General features: G+C 72.1%; 20 protein-coding genes. 11 read left to right on the top strand and 9 right to left on the bottom strand.

The features are described from left to right. Position 1: 1 nt before the first annotated feature. The 3 genes from purB to IEY20_RS10665 all read right to left on the bottom strand — a co-directional run bounded on the left by purB (position 2) and on the right by IEY20_RS10665 (position 2530). A complete protein-coding gene (gene purB / locus IEY20_RS10675) occupies positions 2-1387 on the bottom strand; it encodes an adenylosuccinate lyase (protein WP_188889125.1) in 1386 nt (461 codons plus the stop codon). Next, positions 1384-1896 (bottom strand): low molecular weight protein-tyrosine-phosphatase, encoded by a 513-nt coding sequence (locus IEY20_RS10670; protein WP_022903767.1) that lies wholly within the window; start codon positions 1894-1896, stop codon positions 1384-1386. Before IEY20_RS10670 ends, purB begins: the two co-directional genes overlap by 4 nt. 235 nt (positions 1897-2131) lie before the next feature. Continuing rightward, positions 2132-2530: a phage holin family protein gene (locus IEY20_RS10665; RefSeq protein WP_022903765.1), complete on the bottom strand. Its 399-nt coding sequence runs from the start codon at positions 2528-2530 to the stop codon at positions 2132-2134. A gap of 64 nt (positions 2531-2594) precedes the next feature. On the opposite strand from IEY20_RS10665, the gene IEY20_RS10660 reads away from it, so the two are divergent. The 5 genes from IEY20_RS10660 to IEY20_RS10640 all read left to right on the top strand — a co-directional run bounded on the left by IEY20_RS10660 (position 2595) and on the right by IEY20_RS10640 (position 8326). Then, positions 2595-3674 (top strand): histidinol-phosphate transaminase, encoded by a 1080-nt coding sequence (locus IEY20_RS10660; protein ID WP_175328868.1) that lies wholly within the window; start codon positions 2595-2597, stop codon positions 3672-3674. Positions 3675-3697: 23 nt separating this feature from the next. Beyond that, entirely contained in the window at positions 3698-4831 is a 1134-nt protein-coding gene (locus IEY20_RS10655) for a thiamine pyrophosphate-dependent enzyme (RefSeq protein WP_022903763.1), read from the top strand. 89 nt (positions 4832-4920) lie between these two features. Further along, entirely contained in the window at positions 4921-5880 is a 960-nt protein-coding gene (locus IEY20_RS10650; RefSeq protein WP_175328911.1) for an alpha-ketoacid dehydrogenase subunit beta, read from the top strand. Positions 5881-5917: 37 nt separating this feature from the next. After that, the gene (locus tag IEY20_RS10645) at positions 5918-7549 is read left to right on the top strand and encodes a dihydrolipoamide acetyltransferase family protein (protein WP_175328867.1); all 1632 of its coding nucleotides are present in this window, start codon (positions 5918-5920) and stop codon (positions 7547-7549) included. A gap of 201 nt (positions 7550-7750) precedes the next feature. Next, positions 7751-8326 carry a GNAT family N-acetyltransferase gene (locus tag IEY20_RS10640; protein ID WP_175328866.1) on the top strand — a complete coding sequence of 192 codons (576 nt, stop codon included), beginning with the start codon at positions 7751-7753 and terminating at the stop codon, positions 8324-8326. Positions 8327-8703: 377 nt separating this feature from the next. On the opposite strand, the gene IEY20_RS10635 is transcribed toward IEY20_RS10640, so the two are convergent. From IEY20_RS10635 to IEY20_RS10620, 4 genes are all read right to left on the bottom strand, one after another. Then, positions 8704-9990 carry an alpha/beta hydrolase gene (locus IEY20_RS10635; protein ID WP_175328865.1) on the bottom strand — a complete coding sequence of 429 codons (1287 nt, stop codon included), beginning with the start codon at positions 9988-9990 and terminating at the stop codon, positions 8704-8706. Further along, positions 9987-12056: a bifunctional lysylphosphatidylglycerol flippase/synthetase MprF gene (locus tag IEY20_RS10630; RefSeq protein WP_175328864.1), complete on the bottom strand. Its 2070-nt coding sequence runs from the start codon at positions 12054-12056 to the stop codon at positions 9987-9989. Before IEY20_RS10630 ends, IEY20_RS10635 begins: the two co-directional genes overlap by 4 nt. 81 nt (positions 12057-12137) lie before the next feature. Beyond that, positions 12138-13334 (bottom strand): histidine kinase, encoded by a 1197-nt coding sequence (locus tag IEY20_RS10625; protein ID WP_175328863.1) that lies wholly within the window; start codon positions 13332-13334, stop codon positions 12138-12140. Further along, complete coding sequence (locus IEY20_RS10620; protein ID WP_229727997.1) at positions 13327-13950, bottom strand: response regulator; 624 nt, start codon at positions 13948-13950, stop codon at positions 13327-13329. The genes IEY20_RS10625 and IEY20_RS10620 overlap by 8 nt, the downstream gene beginning before the upstream one ends. A gap of 65 nt (positions 13951-14015) precedes the next feature. Here IEY20_RS10620 and IEY20_RS10615 point away from each other — a divergent pair, with 65 nt between their 5' ends. Beyond that, positions 14016-14810 (top strand): GntR family transcriptional regulator, encoded by a 795-nt coding sequence (locus tag IEY20_RS10615; protein WP_229727995.1) that lies wholly within the window; start codon positions 14016-14018, stop codon positions 14808-14810. A gap of 175 nt (positions 14811-14985) precedes the next feature. Here IEY20_RS10615 and IEY20_RS10610 read toward each other — a convergent pair whose 3' ends face one another. Then, a complete protein-coding gene (locus tag IEY20_RS10610) occupies positions 14986-15438 on the bottom strand; it encodes a PTS sugar transporter subunit IIA (RefSeq protein ID WP_022903754.1) in 453 nt (150 codons plus the stop codon). Then, the gene (locus tag IEY20_RS10605) at positions 15435-15671 is read right to left on the bottom strand and encodes a PTS sugar transporter subunit IIB (protein ID WP_058741885.1); all 237 of its coding nucleotides are present in this window, start codon (positions 15669-15671) and stop codon (positions 15435-15437) included. The genes IEY20_RS10610 and IEY20_RS10605 overlap by 4 nt, the downstream gene beginning before the upstream one ends. 181 nt (positions 15672-15852) lie before the next feature. On the opposite strand from IEY20_RS10605, the gene IEY20_RS10600 reads away from it, so the two are divergent. The 5 genes from IEY20_RS10600 to IEY20_RS10580 all read left to right on the top strand — a co-directional run bounded on the left by IEY20_RS10600 (position 15853) and on the right by IEY20_RS10580 (position 20375). After that, positions 15853-17121 carry a PTS transporter subunit EIIC gene (locus tag IEY20_RS10600; protein WP_175328861.1) on the top strand — a complete coding sequence of 423 codons (1269 nt, stop codon included), beginning with the start codon at positions 15853-15855 and terminating at the stop codon, positions 17119-17121. A gap of 125 nt (positions 17122-17246) precedes the next feature. Further along, on the top strand, positions 17247-18158 hold the full coding sequence (locus IEY20_RS10595) for a metal ABC transporter solute-binding protein, Zn/Mn family (protein WP_175328860.1): 912 nt from the start codon (positions 17247-17249) through the stop codon (positions 18156-18158). Further along, the gene (locus tag IEY20_RS10590; RefSeq protein ID WP_175328859.1) at positions 18155-19033 is read left to right on the top strand and encodes a metal ABC transporter ATP-binding protein; all 879 of its coding nucleotides are present in this window, start codon (positions 18155-18157) and stop codon (positions 19031-19033) included. The genes IEY20_RS10595 and IEY20_RS10590 overlap by 4 nt, the downstream gene beginning before the upstream one ends. After that, complete coding sequence (locus tag IEY20_RS10585; protein ID WP_175328858.1) at positions 19033-19965, top strand: metal ABC transporter permease; 933 nt, start codon at positions 19033-19035, stop codon at positions 19963-19965. Before IEY20_RS10590 ends, IEY20_RS10585 begins: the two co-directional genes overlap by 1 nt. Beyond that, a complete protein-coding gene (locus IEY20_RS10580; protein ID WP_175328857.1) occupies positions 19962-20375 on the top strand; it encodes a Fur family transcriptional regulator in 414 nt (137 codons plus the stop codon). Before IEY20_RS10585 ends, IEY20_RS10580 begins: the two co-directional genes overlap by 4 nt. Positions 20376-20383 lie beyond the last annotated feature (8 nt).

The following is a 20383-nucleotide window of genomic DNA, read 5'->3' as shown; positions in this document are numbered from 1 at the left end:
GTCAGACGTCCAGGTGGTCGACCAGCTCGTCCGCGAGCCCCGTGTACGTCGCCGGCGTGAGGTTCGTCAGCCGCGCCTTCGCGCCGTCCGAGATGTCGAGGCCGTTCACGAACGCGACCAGGTCCGCCTGGCCGATCCGCTTGCCGCGCGTGAGCTCCTTGAGCATCGCGTAGGGGTCCTCGATGTTCGACTGCCCGGCGGTGACCTCGGCGCGGATGACCGTCTGGATCGCCTCGCCGAGCACCTCCCAGTTGCCGTCGAGGTCCTCGGCGAGCCGTGCCTCGTTGACGGCGATCTCGGACAGGCCGCGACGGAGGTTGTCGAGTGCGAGCAGGGAGTGGCCGAACGCGACGCCGATGTTCCGCTGCGTCGTGGAGTCGGTCAGGTCGCGCTGCAGGCGGCTCGTGACGAGGGTCTCGGACAGCGTCGAGAAGAGCGTCGACGAGATCTCGAGGTTCGCCTCGGCGTTCTCGAAGCGGATCGGGTTGATCTTGTGCGGCATCGTCGACGACCCCGTGGCACCCGCGACCGGGATCTGCGTGAAGTACCCCATCGAGATGTAGGTCCACACATCGGTGGCGAGGTTGTGCAGGATGCGGTTCGCATGGCGGACGCGGTCGTACAGCTCGGCCTGCCAGTCGTGCGACTCGATCTGCGTCGTCAGCGGGTTCCAGGTCAGCCCGAGGCCCTCGACGAACTCCTTCGACAGCGCGGGCCAGTCGGCCTCGGGGTCGGCGGCGAGGTGGGCTGAGAACGTGCCCGTCGCGCCGCTGAACTTGCCGAGGTACTCGGTCGCCTCGACCTGCGCGAGCACTCGCTCCAGGCGGTACACGACCACCGCGAGCTCCTTGCCGAGCGTCGTCGGCGTCGCGGGCTGCCCGTGCGTGTGCGAGAGCATCGGTACGGCCTTGAGCTCCTCGGCCATCTGGCGGAGCGCGGCGATCACCGCCTTGAACGCCGGCAGCCAGACCTGGTCGACGGTGTCGCGCACGGTGATGGCGTACGAGAGGTTGTTGACGTCCTCGCTCGTCGCGGCGAAGTGGGTGAGCTCCGCGATCGCGTCGAGGCCGAGCTCCGACAGCCGCCGGCGGACGAAGTACTCGACCGCCTTGACGTCGTGCCGGGTCGTCGCCTCGATCTCGCCGAGCTCGGCGATCTGCTCCTGTCCGAAGGTCTCCGCGACGCGGCGCAGTGCGGCCTTGTCGTCGACGCTCAGCAGCGACGTGGTGAACATCGCGTGGTCGGTCAGGAAGACCAGCCACTCGACCTCGACCACGATGCGGGCGCGGTTGAGGCCGGCCTCGGAGAGGTGCTCGCCCACCGTGTGCACGATCGGGTAGTACCGCCCGTCGAGCGGGCTGATCGGCTGCGGGGGAAGGGGGGTCATGGGGCTCCCTGACGGACTGCCGGCTCGAGTTGGCGGAAGAGCGCCCGGCAGGCCCGTTCGACGGTCGAGAGCACTCGGTCGAACTCGTGCCGGTCCGCGTAGTACGGGTCCGGTACGTCGGTCTGCTGGGGCCAGGCGTCGTCGTACCGCAGCAGGAGCGTCACCTTCGCGGCGTCGTCCATGGTCGGTGCCCACGACCGCAGGACGCGTTCGTGGGAGCGGTCGAGTGCGACCACCAGGTCGAGGTCCGGGAACCGGTCCGGGTCGAACTGGCGGGCGCGATGCCTGCTCCCATCGTATCCGCGCGCGGCGAGGGCCGCGATCGTCCGCTCGTCCGCCGGCTCGCCGACGTGCCAGTCGCCGGTGCCCGCGGACTCGACGACGAACCGGTCGCTCATCCCGGCGTCGGCGGCGAGCTGCGCGAACACGATGCCGGCCATGGGGGAGCGGCAGATGTTGCCGCTGCAGACGAACGAGACGCGGAACGGGGCGTCGGCGTCCTGGGTCATGGGGACATCATGGCGCAGCACGCGGTGGTCGGCGACACCCCCGATCCGGCCGGGAGGCGCGGTGCGGGTCACGGACGACGGCTCCCCTGTGTGGGTGGTGGCGTCGGGTGCGTGCGCGCTCACGCGCGCCGGAGGTGCGGTCCGGCGGCGCCCGGTGCGGCGGTGCGCGGCGCCGAGGCACCCGGTCCGGCGGTGCGCGGCGCCGAGGCGCCCGGTCCGGCGGTGCCCGGTGCGGTCACGCGCGGCCGCGGTCGAGCACCGGCCGCACGAACAGGCCGATCAGCCAGGCGAAGACGGCCAGGACGAAGGCGCCCACGATGCCCCACCCGAAGGAGTCGACGTGCAGCCCGAAGCCGATCGCGGTCGAGATCCCGGCGACGATGAGCAGCAGCACGGCGTTCACGACGAACGAGATGAGCCCGAGGGTCAGGATGTACAGCGGGAACGCGACCACCCGGATGATCGTCCCGATGACCGCGTTGACGAGGCCGAAGACGAACGCGACGAGCAGGAAGGTGAGGACGGTCGCGGTCGTGCCGCCGTCCCCGAACGCGGTCACGGAGACGCCGCTCACCAGGAGGGTGGTGAGCCAGAGCGCGAGGGCGTTGACGACGAGGCGGACGAGGAATCGCATGCGCCCATGATGCCCGGGCCCACCAGGGCGCGTGCCGCGAGACCGCTGCCGGTACCCTGACGGGATGAGCGACGAGCGCGTCCACATCCGTCCCGACATCGCCGTGCTGCCCGCGTACAAGCAGGGTCGTCAGGCAGCGGCGGACGCGTTCAAGCTCTCGAGCAACGAGAACCCCTTCCCGCCGCTGCCCGGTGTCGTGCAGGCCGTGCAGGCGCAGACGGCGTTCAACCGCTACCCGGACGCCACCGCCCTCGCCGTCCGTGCCGAGCTGGCGCGCCGGTTCGACGTCACCGCGGACGAGGTCCACGTCGCCCCCGGCAGCGTCGCGATCCTGCACGAGCTGGCGAAGGCCACGAGCGGCCCCGGCGACGAGGTCGTCTACGCCTGGCGGTCCTTCGAGGCCTACCCCGGGGTCGTCACCGTCGCGGGGGCGACGAGCGTGCAGGTGCCGAACCGGCCGGACGGCGGGCACGACCTCGACGCGGTGGCCGCCGCCGTCACCGAGCGCACCCGCATGGTGATCGTCTGCACGCCGAACAACCCCACGGGCCCGATCGTCACCGCCGACGAGTTCGACCGGTTCATGGCGTCCGTGCCGTCGACCGTGCTCGTGGTCCTCGACGAGGCCTACGCCGAGTTCGTCACCGACCCTGCGGCGGTCCGCGGCGGAGCGCTCATCGGACGCTTCCCGAACCTGGTCGTCCTGCGGACGTTCTCGAAGGCGTACGGACTCGCCGGCCTCCGTGTCGGCTACGCGATCGGGCCGCAGTACGTGCTCGACGCCGTCCGTGCGTGCGCGATCCCGCTGTCGGTCACCGCGCAGGGGCAGGCCGCGGCGCTCGCGAGCCTCGAGCGCGAGGACGAACTGCTCGAACGCGTCGCCGAGCTCGCCGACAGCCGCGACCGCATCGTCGCCGCGCTGCGCGACCAGGGCTGGCCCGTCCCCGACGCCCAGGGCAACTTCGTCTGGCTGCCGACCGGCACCGGGACGGCTGCCGCAGCCGAGGCGTTCGAGGCCGCGGGGATCATCGTCCGCGCCTTCCCGCCGGAGGGCATCCGCATCTCGATCGGCGAGCACGAGGCTGTGGAAACGCTCCTCGAAACGGCCCGGTCGCTTGTGGGGGACCTCACATCGGCCCGTTGACCGCTGCCGCTACGCTGGCCCGCATGTCATTCCGCGCCGCGGCTCCCGCGACGAGCACCATCCGGCTCCTCGACCCCGAGGGTCGGTTCGTGGAGACCGACGAGAACGCCGAGTTCGCCGCCGCAGCGCGGGCGATCCCGGACGAGACCCTGCTGGCGATGCACCGCCGCATGGTGCTCACCCGCCGGTTCGACCACGCCGGACACAACCTCCAGCGCACCGGGCAGCTCGGGCTCTGGGTGCCGAGCCACGGGCAAGAGGCGGCGCAGACCGGCTCCGTCTTCGCGCTCCGCGCCCAGGACCACGTCTTCCCGTCGTACCGCGAGCACGCCGTCACCACCGAGCGTGGCGTCGAGCCGATGGAGATCATCGCGATGTACCGCGGCCAGACGCACGGCGGCTGGGACCCGGACGAGCGTGGGAACACGCACATCTCGACGCTCGTGATCGGCTCGCAGACGCTCCACGCGACCGGGTACGCGCTCGGGCAGAAGCTCGACGGCGTCGTCGGAACGGGCGATCCGGACGTCGACGCATGCTCCATCGTGTACTTCGGCGACGGCGCGACCAGCCAGGGTGACGTGAACGAGGCGTTCGTCTTCGCCACCTCGACGCAGGCGCCCGTCGTGTTCTTCCTGCAGAACAACCACTGGGCGATCTCCGTCCCGGTGACCGTGCAGTCGCCGACCCCGCTCGTCGACCGCCCGCGTGGCTTCGGCATCCCGAGCGTCCTCATCGACGGCAACGACATCCTCGCGTCCTACACGGCATCCGTCGTCGCGACCGAGCACGCTCGCAGCGGCCAGGGTCCGGCGTTCATCGAGGCCGACACCTACCGCATCGGCGCCCACACCAGCTCGGACGACCCGAGTCGGTACCGCGCCGACGGCGAGCTCGAGGACTGGGTCCGCCGCGACCCGATCGCGCGCTCCGAGGCCTACCTCCGCTCGAAGGGCGCGACCGACGAGCAGTTCGCCGCGTTCGACGCCGAGGGCGAGGACCTCGCCGCCGACGTCCGTCGCCGCACGGTGGAGCTGACCCCGCCGCCCGTCGACGTCATGTTCGACAACGTCTACCGCGAGCCGCACCCGCTCGTCGCCGAGCAGAAGGCCTGGCTCGAGCACTACGAAGCCGGCTTCGAGGGGAGCGCCCACTGATGAGCACGACCGAGCAGCTCTTCGACTACACGCTCCGGGCCCACCCCGGCGCCGGCGAGGTCCCGAGCGACCCCACCCCCACGCTGACCATGGCCAAGGCGCTCAACGCCGGGCTCGCCGCCGCGATGGAGGCCGACGACAAGGTCCTGCTCTTGGGCGAGGACATCGGCCAGCTCGGCGGGGTCTTCCGCATCACCGAGGGCCTGCAGGACCGCTTCGGCCCCGAGCGCGTGCGGGACACCCCGCTCGCCGAGTCCGGCATCATCGGCACCGCGATCGGCCTGGCCCTGCGCGGCTACCGACCGGTCGTCGAGATCCAGTTCGACGGCTTCGTGTGGCCCGGCTTCGACCAGATCACCTCGCAGCTCGCGAAGATGCAGAACCGGCTCCCGGCGCACATGTCGCTGCCGGTCGTCATCCGCATCCCCTACGGCGGCCACATCGGTGCCGTGGAGCACCACCAGGAGTCCCCGGAGGCGTACTTCGCGCACACCGCCGGCCTCCGGGTCGTGAGCCCGAGCACCCCGAACGACGCCTACTGGATGATCCAGGAAGCAGTGGCGTCGAAGGACCCGGTGGTCTTCCTCGAGCCGAAGTCCCGTTACTGGCCGAAGGGGCAGGTCGACCTCGTCGACGGCCACGTGCCGATGCACACCACGCGGGTCGCCCGCACCGGCACCGAGGTCACCCTCGTCGGCCACGGCGCGATGGTCGCCACGCTCATGCAGGCGGCCGAGATCGCCGAGTCCGAGGGCACGAGCTGCGAGGTCGTGGACCTCCGCTCGATCTCCCCGATCGACTGGGAGCCGCTGCTCGCCTCGGTCGCGAAGACCGGTCGGCTCGTCATCGCACAAGAGGCGTCGGGCTTCGTGAGCGTCGGCAGCGAGATCGCCGCCACGGTCGCGGAGCGTGCCTTCTACACGCTGCAGGCGCCCCCGCTGCGGGTGTCCGGCTTCGACGTCCCGTTCCCGGTGTCGAAGCTCGAGCACCTCCACCTCCCGGACGCCGACCGCGTCCTCGAGGCCGTCGACCGCGCTCTCGCGTACTGACCCCCGTCCGACCCCGAACGACGTCGAAGGAGCCGTAGTGGCCGCCGCCGAATTCCCCCTGCCCGACGTGGGCGAAGGCCTCACCGAGGCCGAGATCGTCCAGTGGCGTGTCGCCATCGGGGACGAGATCGCCGTCGACCAGGTGCTCGTGGAGATCGAGACGGCGAAGTCGCTCGTGGAGCTCCCGTCGCCGTTCTCCGGCACCGTGACGGGCCTGCTCGTCGCGGAGGGCGACACCGTCGAGGTCGGCAAGCCGATCATCCGGGTCGACTCGGACGTGGTCGCCGGTGGCCAGCCGGGAGGCTCCACCCCCGTCGCCGAGGCGGCTCCCGTGTCGCCCGTGGTCGCCCCCACCCCGTCGGTCGCGCCCGCAGAGCCCGCTCCCGCCGCGCCGGCTCCCGCTGCGTCCACGCCGGCAGCCGCTCCCGCGGCGCCCGCCGCGGCAACGGCTCCGGTCGCGGCAGCGGCTCCGGCCGTGGCCGCTCCCGCCGCGCAGGCTCCCGTCGCACCGGACGCTCCCGCGGCCGCGGCGCCGTCCGCGGCACCGACGTCCGTCGCCGACGGCGCAGCCGTCGTCGGCACCGACGAGACGTCCGGCGCGGTCCTCGTGGGGTACGGCTCCGCGACCTCCGCGCCGTCGCGTCGGAAGCCGGGAGCCCGCCGGGCCGCGGCCCTCGCGGCCGAGGCGAGCCGCGCCTCCAGTGCGGACGCGGCGGCAGCCGCCGAAGCGGCATCCGACCCGGGTGAGGACTCGACCGCCGACGCCGTCGCCAGCCAGGGCACGCGCCCGCGCAAGCAGAGCGTGGCGACGAACGTCCTCGCCAAGCCGCCGATCCGGAAGCTCGCCCGTGACCTCGGCGTCGAGCTGAGCGAGATCGTCGCGACGGGCCTCTCGGGTGAGATCACGCGCGACGACGTGATCCGGCACGCGAAGCAGGCCAGCGTGTTCCGCAACATCGAGACGCCCGAGTGGGGCGAGGTGCGCAGCGAGACAATCCCGGTCAAGGGCGTCCGCAAGGCCATCGCGACCGCCATGACCACCTCGGCGTTCACCGCTCCGCACGTGTCGCTGTTCGTGGACGTCGACGCGACGCACACGATGGAGTTCGTCAAGCGGCTCAAGGCCTCGCCGACGTTCGCCGGGGTCAAGGTGTCGCCGCTGCTCATCGTGGCGAAGGCCGTCATCTGGGCCGTCCGTCGCAACCGCTCGGTGAACTCGACCTGGACCGGCAGCGAGATCATCGTCCACCACTTCGTCAACCTCGGCATCGCCGCTGCGACCCCGCGCGGGCTCATCGTCCCGAACATCAAGGACGCGCAGGACATGTCGCTCCTCGAACTGGCGCAGGCGCTCGAGCAGCTCACGATCACCGCCCGCGACGGCAAGACGACCCCCGCGCAGATGGCGAACGGCACGGTGTCGATCACGAACATCGGGGTGTTCGGCATGGACACCGGGACGCCGATCCTCAACCCGGGCGAGGTCGCGATCGTGGCCATGGGGACGATCAAGCCGAAGCCGTGGGTCGTCGACGGCGAGGTCCGCTCGCGCATGGTGACGACCATCGGGGCGTCCTTCGACCACCGGGTCGTCGACGGCGACGTGGCATCGCGCTTCGTGCACGACGTGGCCTCGGTGCTCGAGGAGCCAGCGCTGCTGCTCGACTGACGGTCGGAGGCTGCGGTCGGCGGCGGCGGCGGCGGCGGCGGTGCTGCGGCGGCGGCGGTGGTGCGGCGGCGGTCGGCGGCGGTGCCCGGTCGCGGTGGCGGTCGGTGGCGGTCGTGCGGGATTCCGCACGACCGGGGCCGGGTTGCGCGGAAGTTCCGCGGAGTTCACCCGGATGTCGGTGGCCGGGGTGAGGATCGGAGCATGGTCCACCAGCTCCTGGTCCCCCCGCAGGAGATCCGAACGGATCGGCTGCTCCTGTCACCGCTGACGCCCGGTGACGTCGTCGACGTGCACGCGCTCTTCTCGGACGCCCGCACGTGGCAGCACCTGCCCGAGGGTCGGCACCGCGACCGTGCGCAGACCGTCGCGCTGGTCCAGGCGAAGATCGGCGGCCGCATCCGCCACGGGCTCGGGTCCTGGCTGGTCCGCTCCGTGCATGACGGCGGGTTCCTCGGTGTCGCCGGTGTGGACATGACGGCCGGGCACGTCTGGAACCTGGGCTACCGGTTCGTGCCGGAGTCGTGGGGCAACGGCTACGCGACCGAGGCCGCCGTGGCCGCAGTGCGGGCCGCGCACGACGCCGCCCCCGACGTGCCGGTCACCGGGCGTGTGCTCACGAACAACCCGGGGTCGGCGGTGGTGCTCCGTCGCGCCGGCCTCTCGCTCGTCTGGCAGGGCACGACCGCTGCGCCGACGCCGGTCGGGGTGGAGCGGCAGGTGTGGGCCGACCGCGGCCTCACCGACGAGCAGCACGCCTGGCTCGTCGAGCACGCCTGATCGCTGGCGCGCTCTCGCGGGGCGGTGCCCTCGTTGCTCGGTGCCCTCGCTGCTCGGTGCCCTCGCCGCACGGTGCGAGGTTTCGCGCATGGTGCGAGGTTTCGCGCATGGTGCGAGGGACAAGGTCTCGCACCATGTGCACAACCTCGCACCATGCCACCGCCACGTCGCACGGTGCGAGGTGCACGCCGCGCGGCGCACGGTGCGAGGTTTCGCGCGTGGTGCGAGGGGCAAGGCCTCGCACGGTGTGCACAACCTCGCACCATGCCACCGCCTCGCCGCACGGTGCGAGGTTTCGCGCATGGTGCGAGGGACAAGGTCTCGCACCATGTGCACAACCTCGCACCGTGGCACCGCACCGCCGCGTCGCCCCCGGGTCAGCGGAACAGCGCGCCGCACAGCCGCGGCAGCTCCGCCCGCAACGACCACTGCACGGTGTTCCAGTCGTGACCGCTCCGTGGCGCCGACGCGATCGTGGTCCGGATGCCGGCCCGGGTGGCGGCGGCGCCGAGTTCCCGAGCGTTCTCGCTGAACTCGCGGTCGCTCGACCCCGCCGTCAGCCAGAGCTCGTGCCCGCGGTACGGCTCGTGCGCGGCCATGAGCGCCCGCGGTGCCGCTGCCTCCCAGCGGGCGACCGAGCCGCCGAACGCCTGGTCCGCGCTGTGCTGCGGCGATTGGTCGATCGGCTGCAGCTCACTCGAGATCGCGAGCGCGGCCCCGAAGTCGTCCGGGTGCCCGGTCAGGAACTGCACGGCGCAGGTCGCCCCCTGCGAGAACCCGACCATGCCCCAGTGCGCGCGGTCCCGGGTCACCGGCAGGTGTGACGTCGTCCATGCTGGGACGTCCTCCGTGACGTAGGTGTCGACGTCGCCGAGCTGCGAGTCGACGCACATCGTGTTGCGTCCTGGTGCGGAGAGTTGGTCGACGGACAGCACGATCGGCGCGCGACCGTGGTGGGCGGCGGCGTACGCGTCGAGCACGGTGCTCATCCGGCCCGCCGTGAACATGTCGCTCGGGGCTCCGGGTTGCCCGGCGAACGCGAGGACGACGGGCAGCGGCCGCGGGTCCCGCACGAGGGCGGCCGGCGGCAGGTAGACGACCGCGGGCCGGGCGTCGAAGTGCGACCGTCGGCCGGGGATCTCCACGGTGCGCACCTCGCCCACCGCCGGCATCGTGGTCGCCGGCGTCGCGTGCGCGTCGAACGCCGGGAACGGGTCGCTGTCGACGACGGTGCCGAGGGTCGGGTACTTCGCGAACTCCACGTTGACCCCGAGCGCCGGGACGAGCATCGCCGCCGGCACGAGGACGATCGCCATCGCGCGGCGCCAGCGTCCTCCCTGCACCAGGGCGGTGCCCGCGAGGGCGAGGGCCGCGGCAGCGAGCGCGCACCACATCCGTGTCACCGGGCTGAGGGACACCCCGAACAGGTCCAGCACGTCGCTCGTCAGCCAGCAGGCGAGGAGCACGACCGCGGCTGCGGCTGCCGCGATCCCCGCTCGCACCCCGACACCGCGCCACGCAACGGGAGAGCGCCAAGCAACACCTCGATGCCGGACCGCGGGCAGGAGCACGAGCAGCGCGACCACCGCGAACGCCACGTCGATCGGTACGAGCTTCGACGGGTTCTGCAGCTGCGTCGCGAGCAGCCACTCGGTCGCGGTCATCTCCGGCCGGCCTGCGAGGTGGGACGTGCGCCGCCAGCTTCGGCGCCCGCCGCCGTGACGTCGGTCCGCCGGTGCGCCTGGCGGAGCGCCCAGAGGTGCTTCGGCCGGAGCCCCGGGACGTACGCGGTCGCGAGTGCCCGCGCCACCCGGGGCACGTGCAGCGGGGTCGGCACCACGAGCCAGAGCGGCTCGTGGCGCGCGCCGAACTTCTCCTTGAACCGCTGCAGGGACCGGAAGCCGTACACGGGTTCGAGCACACGGGCCAGCAGCGCCGACCCTCGGGCGACGAGCGCACCCGCGTCGGGGTGCACGGCCAGCGGTGTGCCGGACAGGCTGATCGTCGTGAGCCCGGCCTCGCGGGCGCGCAGTGCGGTGCGGGCGATGAGGAACTCCATCACCCCGGGCATGCCGCCCTCGCCCCGGCGCATCACGTCGAGCGTCCAGCCGGTGAGGGTCCCGTGCTCGTACACGGGTAGCCAGCTCGTCACGCCGACGACGTGGTCCTCGGCGTCGAGCGCGAGCATGAGCCGCACGTCGGGGTCGTCGAGCTCCCGGAGCCCGCCGAGCGTGAAGCCCATCTCCGGCAGCCGACGGTCCGCCGCCCACCGGGTGCAGATCGCCTCGACCTCGTGGCGGTGCGTGTCCGAGAGCGCGCCGAAGGTCGTCCACGCGTCCCGGACGCCCTCGCGGTCGGCGCGGTTCGACGCCGTCCGGAGGTCCTGCCGCTTCTTGCCGCTCAGGCTGAACGCCGTGACGTCGAGCACCGCCTCGACGCCGACCGGCAGCGCTGTCCAGCCGTCGGCAGCGAGGATCTCCCGCACCGGCTCGTGCACGCTCGTGAACGCGGGCACCCAGCCCTTGCGCTCGCAGGAGTCCGCGAAGTCCCGGAGGACGACTGCGCGGTCGGCGGCGGCGCAGACGGGATCCGAGACCGTCAGCGCGACGTCCCCGTGCACGCGGTACGCCACCGCACCCAGCCCCGCCGGGTGCACCCAGGTGGCGTTCCCGTGCCAGGTGCCCATGTGCCCGAGGCTGCCGGCGTCCCCGTCGCGGAGCATCGCCACGAGCGCGGCCTGCGAGCCGTCCACGGCGCGGAAGCGTGCCCGGACGAGACGCCCGTGCAGCCCGAGCCCCACCGCGAGGACGACCGCCGGCACGACCCAGGCGCCGAGGAGGGTCGCCTGCCACTCGAGTGCGTCGAGCCCGAGCCCCTGCCACTGCACCCCGCCGTCGTGCAGGGGTTCGATGAGGAACGCGTCCGCGAGCACGACGGTCAGGACGACGAGCACCCCCACGGCGATCGTGACGCCGAGTCGCCGACCGTGCTGCACGAGCCAGGCGGCAAACAGCAGGAGCATCCCGACCGCGGCGGTCGAGTCGTCGCGCATCGCGTCCGCGAAGGGCGACAGGACCCCGTCGGCGTCGGGCACGACGAGCGTCACCAGGGTGCCCGCTCCGAGCGCGCTCAGCGTCGCCACCACGACGGTGCGCGCGGGCGGCAGGGCGCGGACGGTCCGGTCCGCCTCGTGGTGGACCGGCCTGGAGGCACGGTGCGCGACGAGCGCGCCCGCTGCGGTCCCGAGGAGGGTCGCCAGGGCACGTGCCAGGTCCGATCCGTGCCCGGCGAACAGCACGAGCGTGAGGACGACCGTCCACAGGACCGTCCGGACGCGCCACCGCCACTGGAGCGTCATCGTGGCCGAGGCGGCCCCGAGGAGTGCCACGGCGACGGTCGAGGGTGCGAGGAGCGGTTGGCCGGTCGCCGTCTCGGCGTGGGCCTCGCCGAGCGCGGAGCCGACGGTCACCGCGACGAGCGTTGCCAGCACGGCGAGTGCGGGAGCGACGACGCCGATGACGACGGTCCGGACCGACCCGAGCGCGCGTTCGGCCACCACGGTCGTCGCGACCACCGCGGCGAGTGCCAGGCAGGCGACCGGCGGGTGGTGCGGGAAGTCCGGCTCCGAGTGCAGCAACCGCGCGGAGACGACCGCGAGCACCGCGGCGACCGCCACGACGACGGAGACTGGGAGCGCGCGGAGACGGGTGAGGACGGGAGGAACTGCCACGGTCTCATCGAAGCGGTCGCCGCACCCCGGGCACATCGCTCCGCGGCGTGATCCTCGGATGGCCGATCGGCCACCGGGCGGTCATCCGACCGGCGGGGTGTGCTCGGCCGGGATCCGGAGGTGCAGGGCGAAGCCGTCACCGGGCTGCGGGCCGGCCTCGAGCGACCCGCCGAGCAGTGAGGCCCGCTCGCCGAGCCCGATGAGCCCGAGCCCGGACCCGGGGAGCTCGAGGCGGTCCGCACGCGCCGGACCGTTCACGAGGTCGACGAGCACGGTCCCGTCGTGGAGGCGTGCGCTCACCCGCACCGCGGCGTCCGGGGCGTGCTTGCGCACGTTCGTGAGGCCTTCTTGCACGAAGCGGTACACGGCACGCTGCACGGGTTGGCCGAGCGTCTCCGGCAGGTCCACGGTCGCGGTGGTCTCGAGGCCGCTGTCGGCGATGAGCCGCGGGAGGTCGGCGAGCACCGGCTGCGGGGCGATCTCCCGCGCGGTGCCGCCCGAGGCGCGGAGCACCTGCACCATCTCGCGGAGCTCCTGCAGCGTGACGACGCAGAGCTGCCGGATCGTGCGGGCGAAGCCGCGCTCGGCCTCGTCGCGCCCGGCGACCTGCACGGCTCCGGCCTGGACGGCGATGAGGGTGACCTGGTGCGAGACGACGTCGTGCATCTCGCGGGCGAGGAGTGCCCGTTCGCGGGAGAGCGCGACCTCGGCGGCCTGCCGTCGTTCGTCCTCGCGGGCCAGACGGACCTCGGTCAGCTGCTCGGTCAGGCGGGCGCGCGTCCGGACGAGCAACCCGATGGCGAGCGGCCCGATGGCGAAGATGGCGGCGTACAGCACCGACACGACGAGCTCGCCCATGGTCTGCGGCGGTCCGACGAACCCGGCGAAGCCGACGAACTGCACGGCGGCGGCGACGAGCATCAGCCAACGGCGGTCGGTCCGCTCCCCGAGCGTGAACAGCGCGATGCTCGCCGCGACGACCGCCGACCCGACGAACAGGCCGGGCATCGTCAGCGCGAAGGCGAGCACCGGGGCGCGGCGTCGGAGCAGCAGCGCCGCGGCGGCGGCGAGCGACAGCCAGGTCTCGAGGGCGGTCGCTCCCGAGATGTCGAGCACGGCGTCGGCGACGGCGGCGGCGACGAAGAGCGCGTCGACCAGCCACCACGGTGCCCGGTGCGCACGCGCCCAGCGCAGGCCGGTGTCGACGAGGCGGTCGAGCCTCCCGTCGGCGTCGTGCAGCGCCTGCGCGAGCCGGGTCCGGTCCCGGTGCTCAGCCATCCAGGAGTCCTGCCTCGGCGGCGCGCAGCGCCAGCTGGACCCGCGTCGCGACGCCGAAGGTCACGAGCAGGGCGCGGACGTCCTCCTTGACGGTGCCCGTGCTGACCCCGAGACGGCGTCCGATCTCGGGGTTGCTGGCCCCGTCGGCGATGCACGCGAGGACGGCGCGCTCCCGGTCACTGAGGCGCGGCGGCTCGATCGGGGCCCGTGCGGCGAACAGCCGTCGACGGTCGACCCCCGGTGCGATCACGACGCCACCGCGGGCGAGGACGCGGACGTACTCGGCGAGGGCCTCGGGGTCGGTGTCCTTGAGCAGGAAGCCGGCGGCGCCGAGTTCCATCGCCCGGCCGATGTACTCCTCCGCGTCGAAGGTCGTGAGCATCGCGACCGACGGCGGGTCCGTGAGGGACTGCAGCTCGCGGAGGACGTCCAGCCCGTTGACGTGGGGCATGCGGACGTCGAGCAGCACCACGTCCGGGCGGTGCAGGGCGATCACCCGCACGGCGTCCACGTCGTTCGACGTCGCCACCACGTCGATGTCCGGGCCCGCACCGAGGATGAGTTCGAAGCCGTACCGGACGAGCGTCTCGTCGTCGACGATCACCACCGAGGTCACGGGCGTCATCTTGTCACGGGCGTTGGTGTTCGGAGACGGACTCGCTACTGTGATGGGAACTGGTCATGTCCGCGCATGACCACCTCTCGTACCACCAGGACAGCAACGGAGCAGACCGAGCGATGACGACCCGCATCACCGAGGGTGCTGAACCCAAGCACCAGCAGCTGCGGCGGATCCTGCTCGACCTCGCCACCACGCGCCTGGCGCCCGGCGCCGCGATCCCGTCCGAGCGGCAGCTCATCCAGGAGTACGGGGTGTCCCGGATCACGGTGCGCGAGGCCCTCGGCCAGCTCGTCAACGAGGGCTACCTCGAACGGGTCCGCGGCAAGGGCACCTTCGTCGCACACCGCCCCGTGCAGTCGACGCTGCACCTGGCGTCCTTCACGGAGGAGATGCGGGCGCTCGGGCACGTCCCGACCACCGTCGTGCTCGTCCGCGAGGAACGCGTCCCGCCGTCGGACACCGTCGCGGCGCTCCGCCTCGGCGAGGGCGAGACGGCGTACCACCTCAAGCGTCTCCGGATGGCGGACGGGGCGCCGGTGTCGATCGACGACGCCTGGCTCTCGGCGTCGGCGTTCCCCGGCCTGCTCGACCAGGACCTGTCGGGGTCGGTGTACTCGCTCGCGGCGACGGAGTACCGGACGCCGATCGACCGGGCGCAGCAGACCGTGGCGGCGAAGCCCGCGGCCGACGAGGTGGCGACGCTGCTCGGCACGAAGACCGGGGCGCCGGTGCTCGAGTTCGACCGGGTGTCGTACTCGGGGGACCGGCCCGTCGAGCACTCGCGCTCGTGGTACCGGTCGGACCGCTACCGCGTGCAGATGGAGGTCACGGCGGCGCCGCAGGCGGTCGCGTAGGCGCGCGCGGCGCGCGACGCGCGGCCCGAGACTCGGGCTGAGCGACAGTTCTCGGGCTCCGGGCCGCGAGAACGGTCGCCCACGCCGAGACTCGGCGCGCGCGGCCCGAGACTCGGCGCGCGCGGCCCGAGACTCGGCGCGCGCGGCCCGAGACTCGGCGCGCGCGGCCCCGCGCCTACGCCTCGAAGAGCGCGTCGCCCTCGCGGACCGTGGTGCCGACCGTGCCCTGCGGCACCGAGTCCGGCGCGGAGCCGAGCACGACGACGGGGCAGATCGGCGAGTAGCCGGCGGCCGAGATGACCGACGGGGTGAACCGGACGACCGGGTCACCCGCCGAGACCGTGTCGCCCTCGGCAGCGAGGAGCTCGAAGCCCTCACCCCCGAGCTTCACGGTGTCGATGCCGACGTGCACGAGGACGTCGGCGCCCGCAGCACCCTGCAGCGCGAACGCGTGCGGGTGCAGCTTGACGATGGTCCCGTCGACCGGGGCCACGGCGGTCACCGCACCCTCGACGCCCGTCGGGTCGACCGCGACCCCCGCGCCGACGAGCTGCCCGGCGAACACCGGGTCGGGCACGTCGGCGAGCGCGACGACCGGACCGCCGAACGGCGTGCGGACCGCCGTCACAGCTCGTCCTGGATGTCCTGCGCGAGGTTGTCCGCGATCGGACCGACGATGACCTGCCACCCGGTGCCCCCGCCGACGACGGCCTGGGCGCCGGCGGCCTGGAGCGCGGCCTTGTCCACGAGGTCCCCGTCCTCGACCTCGACGCGGAGGCGCGTGATGCAGCCCTCGACCTCGTCGATGTTGTCGGCACCGCCGAGCGCGGCGATGATGTCGGCTGCCTTGATGTCGGCCATCGTTTCCTCCTCGTTAAGGGTGTTCGTACCAGGTTGACATGCGTTCGGTTGCGGTTCAGACTACGGAACTGGTCATGACCGGACAGGACCGGCTCGGCACTACGCCGAGGCTACCGGCGACACCCGCGCGACTCAACTCCCCGATACCCCGCAGCTCCACCCGACGACGAGAGGAACTCCGATGAGCGTCACCACCGCCACGGACGTGCCGGAGAAGAAGGCCCCGAAGAAGCAGTCACGCTTCTTCGCCAACGCGCAGCGCCTCGGACGGAGCCTGCTCCTACCGATCGCGGTCATGCCCGCCGCGGGCATCCTGAAGCGCCTCGGGCAGAGCGACATGCTCGGCGCCATCCCGGGGTTCGGTGACGGAGCGAACGTCATCGGCGCGGCGGGCAGCGCGATCTTCACCTGGCTGCCACTCCTCTTCGCCGTCGGCATCGCGATCGGCTGGGCGAAGAAGTCGGACGGCACCACGGCGCTCGCCGCGGTCGTCGGCTACATGGTCATGTACCAGGTCTTCGCGGTCATGTCCCCGCTCGTCCTCAAGGGCGTCAAGGACGCGAACGGCGACCAGGCCACCATCAACTTCGGCGTCCTCGGCGGCATCGTGATGGGCCTCGTCGCAGCGGGTCTGTGGCAGCGGTTCCACCGGACGAAGATGCCCGACTTCCTCGGCTTCTTCTCGGGTCGCCGCCTCGTGCCGATCCTCACCGCGGCCGCCGGTCTCGTCATCGCCGTCCTGATGTCGCTCGTCTACCGCTACTTCGACATCGCCCTCACCGCGGCCGGCCAGGCCGTGGCGGACAACGCCGTGATCGGTGGTGGCATCTTCGGGTTCGCCAACCGTCTGCTCATCCCGGTCGGCCTGCACCAGCTGCTGAACTTCTTCCCGTGGTTCCAGCTCGGCAGCTTCACCGACGCGGCCGGCACGATCGTCCACGGCGACATCCCGCGCTTCCTCGCGGGCGACCCGACCGCCGGCATCTTCCAGACCGGCTTCTTCCCGATCATGATGTTCGCGCTGCCGGCCGGCGCCCTCGCCATCTGGCGGAACGCCAAGCCGCAGAACCGCAAGCTGGTGGGTGGCATCATGCTCTCCGCGGCGCTCACCTCGTTCGTCACGGGCATCACCGAGCCGCTCGAGTACTCGTTCATGTTCGTGGCGTTCCCGCTCTACGTCATCCACGCGTTCCTCACGGGCACGTCCCTCGCCCTCGTCAACGCCCTGGGCATCCGCGACGGTTTCTCGTTCTCGGCCGGAGCGATCGACTACCTGCTCAACTTCGGGAAGGCGGACGGCGCGATCTGGCTCATCCCGATCGGCCTCGGCTACGCGGTCGTCTACTACTTCCTGTTCTCGTTCGTGATCAAGAAGTGGAACCTCCGCACGCCCGGCCGCGAGGAGGACGCGATCGCCGAGAACACGATCGACGCGGCCACGAAGCCGTAGACGTCACCACCTGACGGACTGGAGGCGCGGTGCCAGCCGGTACCGCGCCTCCAGTCCGTCCACTGGCGCCTTCCTCACGCGACTGATTTTGACAACCGTTATCAACAAGCGCTAGCGTCGTCGACATGCAGCAGCGTCTCCTCGTCCTCCCGCTCGTCGCCGGCGCAGCCGCGCTCGCCCTGACCGGCTGCGCGGCCGGCTCCGGCTCCGGTGACGCCAGCTCGGACGGCACGATCCAGGTCGTCGCCTCCACCAACGTGTACGGCTCGCTCGTCGAGTCGATCGGTGGCGAGCACGTCTCGGTGACGAGCTTGCTCGACGACCCGTCGCAGGACCCGCACTCGTTCGAGGCGAGCGCGAAGACCCAGCTCGCGGTGTCGAAAGCCGACCTCCTCATCGAGAACGGCGGCGGCTACGACGACTTCATGACGACCCTCGCGGACGCCTCGAACACGAAGGCCGACACCATCAACGTCGTGCAGCTCTCCGGCCTCGACAAGGGTGGCGACACCGAGTTCAACGAGCACGTCTTCTACGACTACCCGACGATGGTGAAGCTCGTGGACGACGTCGCGACGCGGCTCGGCGACCTCGACGGTGCGGACAAGAACACCTTCGAGGCGAACGCGAAGACCCTCACCGGGAAGCTCGAGCAGCTCGAGTCGCAGACGGCCTCGCTCAAGACGAAGTACGACGGCGAGGAGGTGGCGTACACCGAGCCCGTGCCGGGGTACCTCTTCGACGCGATCGGGCTCGACAACGTCACGCCCGAGAAGTTCTCCGAGGCGATCGAGGAGGGCGACGACGTCCCGCCGGCCGCCCTCAACGACACGCTCGAGCTCTTCAGCCAGAAGTCCGTGAAGCTGCTCGCGTACAACGAGCAGACGTCCAGCCCGGAGACCGAGCAGGTCAAGAAGGCAGCCGACCAGGCCGGTGTCCCGGTCGTCGGTGTCACGGAGACGCTCCCGAAGGGGGAGGATTACGTCTCGTGGCAGCAGGCGAACATCGACGCGGTGACGGCGGCGCTGGCGAAGTGACGACCGTCCAGACCTCCTCGCGGACCGCCGCGGCCTCGGGCCGTGGCGGTTCCGCCGTGCTCGCCCTGCGTGACGCGGCGCTCTCCTACGGTGTGCGACCGCTGTGGTCCCACCTGGACCTCGACGTCGCGCCGGGGGAGTTCCTCGCGGTGCTCGGACCGAACGGCGCCGGCAAGACCTCGCTCCTGCGGACCGTGCTCGGCCAGCAGCGGCTGACGAGCGGCTCGATGTCGTTCCTCGGGCAGCCGGTGCGTCGCGGACACCGACGGATCGGGTACATCCCGCAGCAACGCCTGATGGAGGCCGGGACGCCCCTCCGCGCACGGGACATGGTCGCCCAGGGCGTTACCGGACACCGATGGGGTGTCCGGCCGGTGTCCCGTGCGGCCCGGGCCCGGATCGACCGCATCCTCGACGAGGTCGGTGCGACGGCGTTCGCGGACGCCCCGGTCGCCGAGCTCTCCGGCGGCGAGCAGCAGCGCACCCGCGTCGGGCAGGCCATCGCCGCCGATCCCGCGCTGCTCCTCTGCGACGAACCCCTCATCTCGCTCGACCTGCGGCACCAGCGCGGCGTGACCGAGCTCATCGACCGGCAGCGTCGACAGCGGGACGCGGCGGTGCTCTTCGTGACGCACGACGTCAACCCGATCCTCGACGTGGTCGACCGGGTGCTCTACATCGCCGGCGGGCGCTTCCGGATCGGTGCGCCCGACGAGGTCCTCCGCTCCGACGTGCTCAGCGACCTCTACGGCACGCCCGTGGACGTCGTGCGGACCATGGGGCGGATCGTCATCGTCGGGGCGAACGAGGCCGCCCACGACCACCACTGCGACCCGGACCCGCACGCGGTCGTGCCGGACGAAGGGCGGATCTGATGGACGTGTGGTCGCAGGTGTTCTCCTTCCAGGACTACGGCGAGCTCCTGGTGCTCGTGCAGAACTCGATCTGGGCGGGCGCGGTGCTCGGCATCGTCGGCGGGCTCATCGGCCCGTTCGTCATCGCCCGCAACATGCCGTTCGCCGTGCACGGCATCTCGGAGCTCTCGTTCGCGGGGGCCTCCGCGTCGCTGCTGCTGGGCGTCAACGTCGTGACCGGGTCGCTCGTCGGCTCGGTCATCGCGGCGCTGCTCATCGGGCTGCTCGGGTCACGGGCGCGGGAGCGCAACTCGATCATCGCCGTGCTCATGCCGTTCGGGCTCGGGCTCGGCATCCTCTGCCTCGCGCTCTACAAGGGGCGGGCGGCGAACAAGTTCGGCCTGTTGACCGGGCAGATCGTGTCGGTCGACAACCCGCAGCTGACCTTCCTCGTCGTCATCGCCGCGATCGTCGTCGCGACCCTGCTCGTCGTCTGGCGCCCGCTGATGTTCTCGTCCGTCGATCCCGACGTCGCCGCCGCGGCGGGCATCCCGGTGCGGACGCTCGCGATCGTGTTCATGCTCGTGCTCGGCCTCGCCACCGCGGTCTCGGTGCAGATCGTCGGCGCGCTCCTCGTGCTCTCGCTGCTCGTCACACCGGCCGCCGCGGCGCTCCGCCTGACCTCGCACCCGGTCGTGGTGCCGGTGCTGTCGACCGTGTTCGCCGTCACCTCGGTGGTCGGCGGCATCCTGCTCGCCCTCGGCGGCGGCCTGCCGATCAGCCCCTACGTCACCACGATCTCCTTCGCCATCTGGGTCGTGTGCCGCATCGTCGGAGCGCGGAAGGACCGCCGCGGACGCGACCGGGTCGCCGGGCGCGAGCGGGACGGCGGAGGCGATCCGGGCCTCCAGACCGGTGCCGGAGTGGACACGAAGATCGGAGCCAGCGCGTGAACGCCGTGCAGAAGCCCAAGCGGAACACCTGGCAGCGGGAGGCCGTCCGCGGCGCCCTCGGCTCGACCGAGGGATTCGTGAGCGCGCAGGCGCTCCACCAGCACCTCCGCGAGGGCGGCTCGACCATCGGACTCGCGACCGTCTACCGGGCGTTGGCCGACCTCGCCGCGGAGGGGGACGCCGACTCGCTGCAGCAGGACGGCGAGTCCCTGTACCGCGCGTGCACGACCGACGCGCACCACCACCACCTCATCTGCCGGAACTGCGGTCGCACGGTCGAGATCGAGGCGGACCCCGTCGAGCGGTGGGCGCAGGAGGTCGCGGCGCAGCACGGCTTCACGAACGCGAGCCACGTCGTCGACATCTTCGGCGAGTGCGCCGCGTGCACCGCGGCGCGGGCGGGCGCGTAGCCTGCGGG

Origin of the sequence: Curtobacterium luteum (assembly GCF_014646995.1) — a bacterium.
GTDB lineage: Bacteria > Actinomycetota > Actinomycetes > Actinomycetales > Microbacteriaceae > Curtobacterium > Curtobacterium luteum.
Note: the sequence above shows the minus strand (reverse complement) of the source record. Positions and strands in the feature narration are given on the sequence as shown.

Coding starts and splice junctions, on each gene's coding strand:
- purB (WP_188889125.1), bottom strand. CDS start 1,387: ATGACCCCCCTTCCCCCGCAGCCGATCAGCCCGCTCGACGGGCGGTAC.
- IEY20_RS10670 (WP_022903767.1), bottom strand. CDS start 1,896: ATGACCCAGGACGCCGACGCCCCGTTCCGCGTCTCGTTCGTCTGCAGC.
- IEY20_RS10665 (WP_022903765.1), bottom strand. CDS start 2,530: ATGCGATTCCTCGTCCGCCTCGTCGTCAACGCCCTCGCGCTCTGGCTC.
- IEY20_RS10660 (WP_175328868.1), top strand. CDS start 2,595: ATGAGCGACGAGCGCGTCCACATCCGTCCCGACATCGCCGTGCTGCCC.
- IEY20_RS10625 (WP_175328863.1), bottom strand. CDS start 13,334: ATGGCTGAGCACCGGGACCGGACCCGGCTCGCGCAGGCGCTGCACGAC.
- IEY20_RS10635 (WP_175328865.1), bottom strand. CDS start 9,990: ATGACCGCGACCGAGTGGCTGCTCGCGACGCAGCTGCAGAACCCGTCG.
- IEY20_RS10655 (WP_022903763.1), top strand. CDS start 3,698: ATGTCATTCCGCGCCGCGGCTCCCGCGACGAGCACCATCCGGCTCCTC.
- IEY20_RS10650 (WP_175328911.1), top strand. CDS start 4,921: ATGGCCAAGGCGCTCAACGCCGGGCTCGCCGCCGCGATGGAGGCCGAC.
- IEY20_RS10640 (WP_175328866.1), top strand. CDS start 7,751: ATGGTCCACCAGCTCCTGGTCCCCCCGCAGGAGATCCGAACGGATCGG.
- IEY20_RS10600 (WP_175328861.1), top strand. CDS start 15,853: ATGAGCGTCACCACCGCCACGGACGTGCCGGAGAAGAAGGCCCCGAAG.
- IEY20_RS10605 (WP_058741885.1), bottom strand. CDS start 15,671: ATGGCCGACATCAAGGCAGCCGACATCATCGCCGCGCTCGGCGGTGCC.
- IEY20_RS10595 (WP_175328860.1), top strand. CDS start 17,247: ATGCAGCAGCGTCTCCTCGTCCTCCCGCTCGTCGCCGGCGCAGCCGCG.
- IEY20_RS10615 (WP_229727995.1), top strand. CDS start 14,016: ATGTCCGCGCATGACCACCTCTCGTACCACCAGGACAGCAACGGAGCA.
- IEY20_RS10585 (WP_175328858.1), top strand. CDS start 19,033: ATGGACGTGTGGTCGCAGGTGTTCTCCTTCCAGGACTACGGCGAGCTC.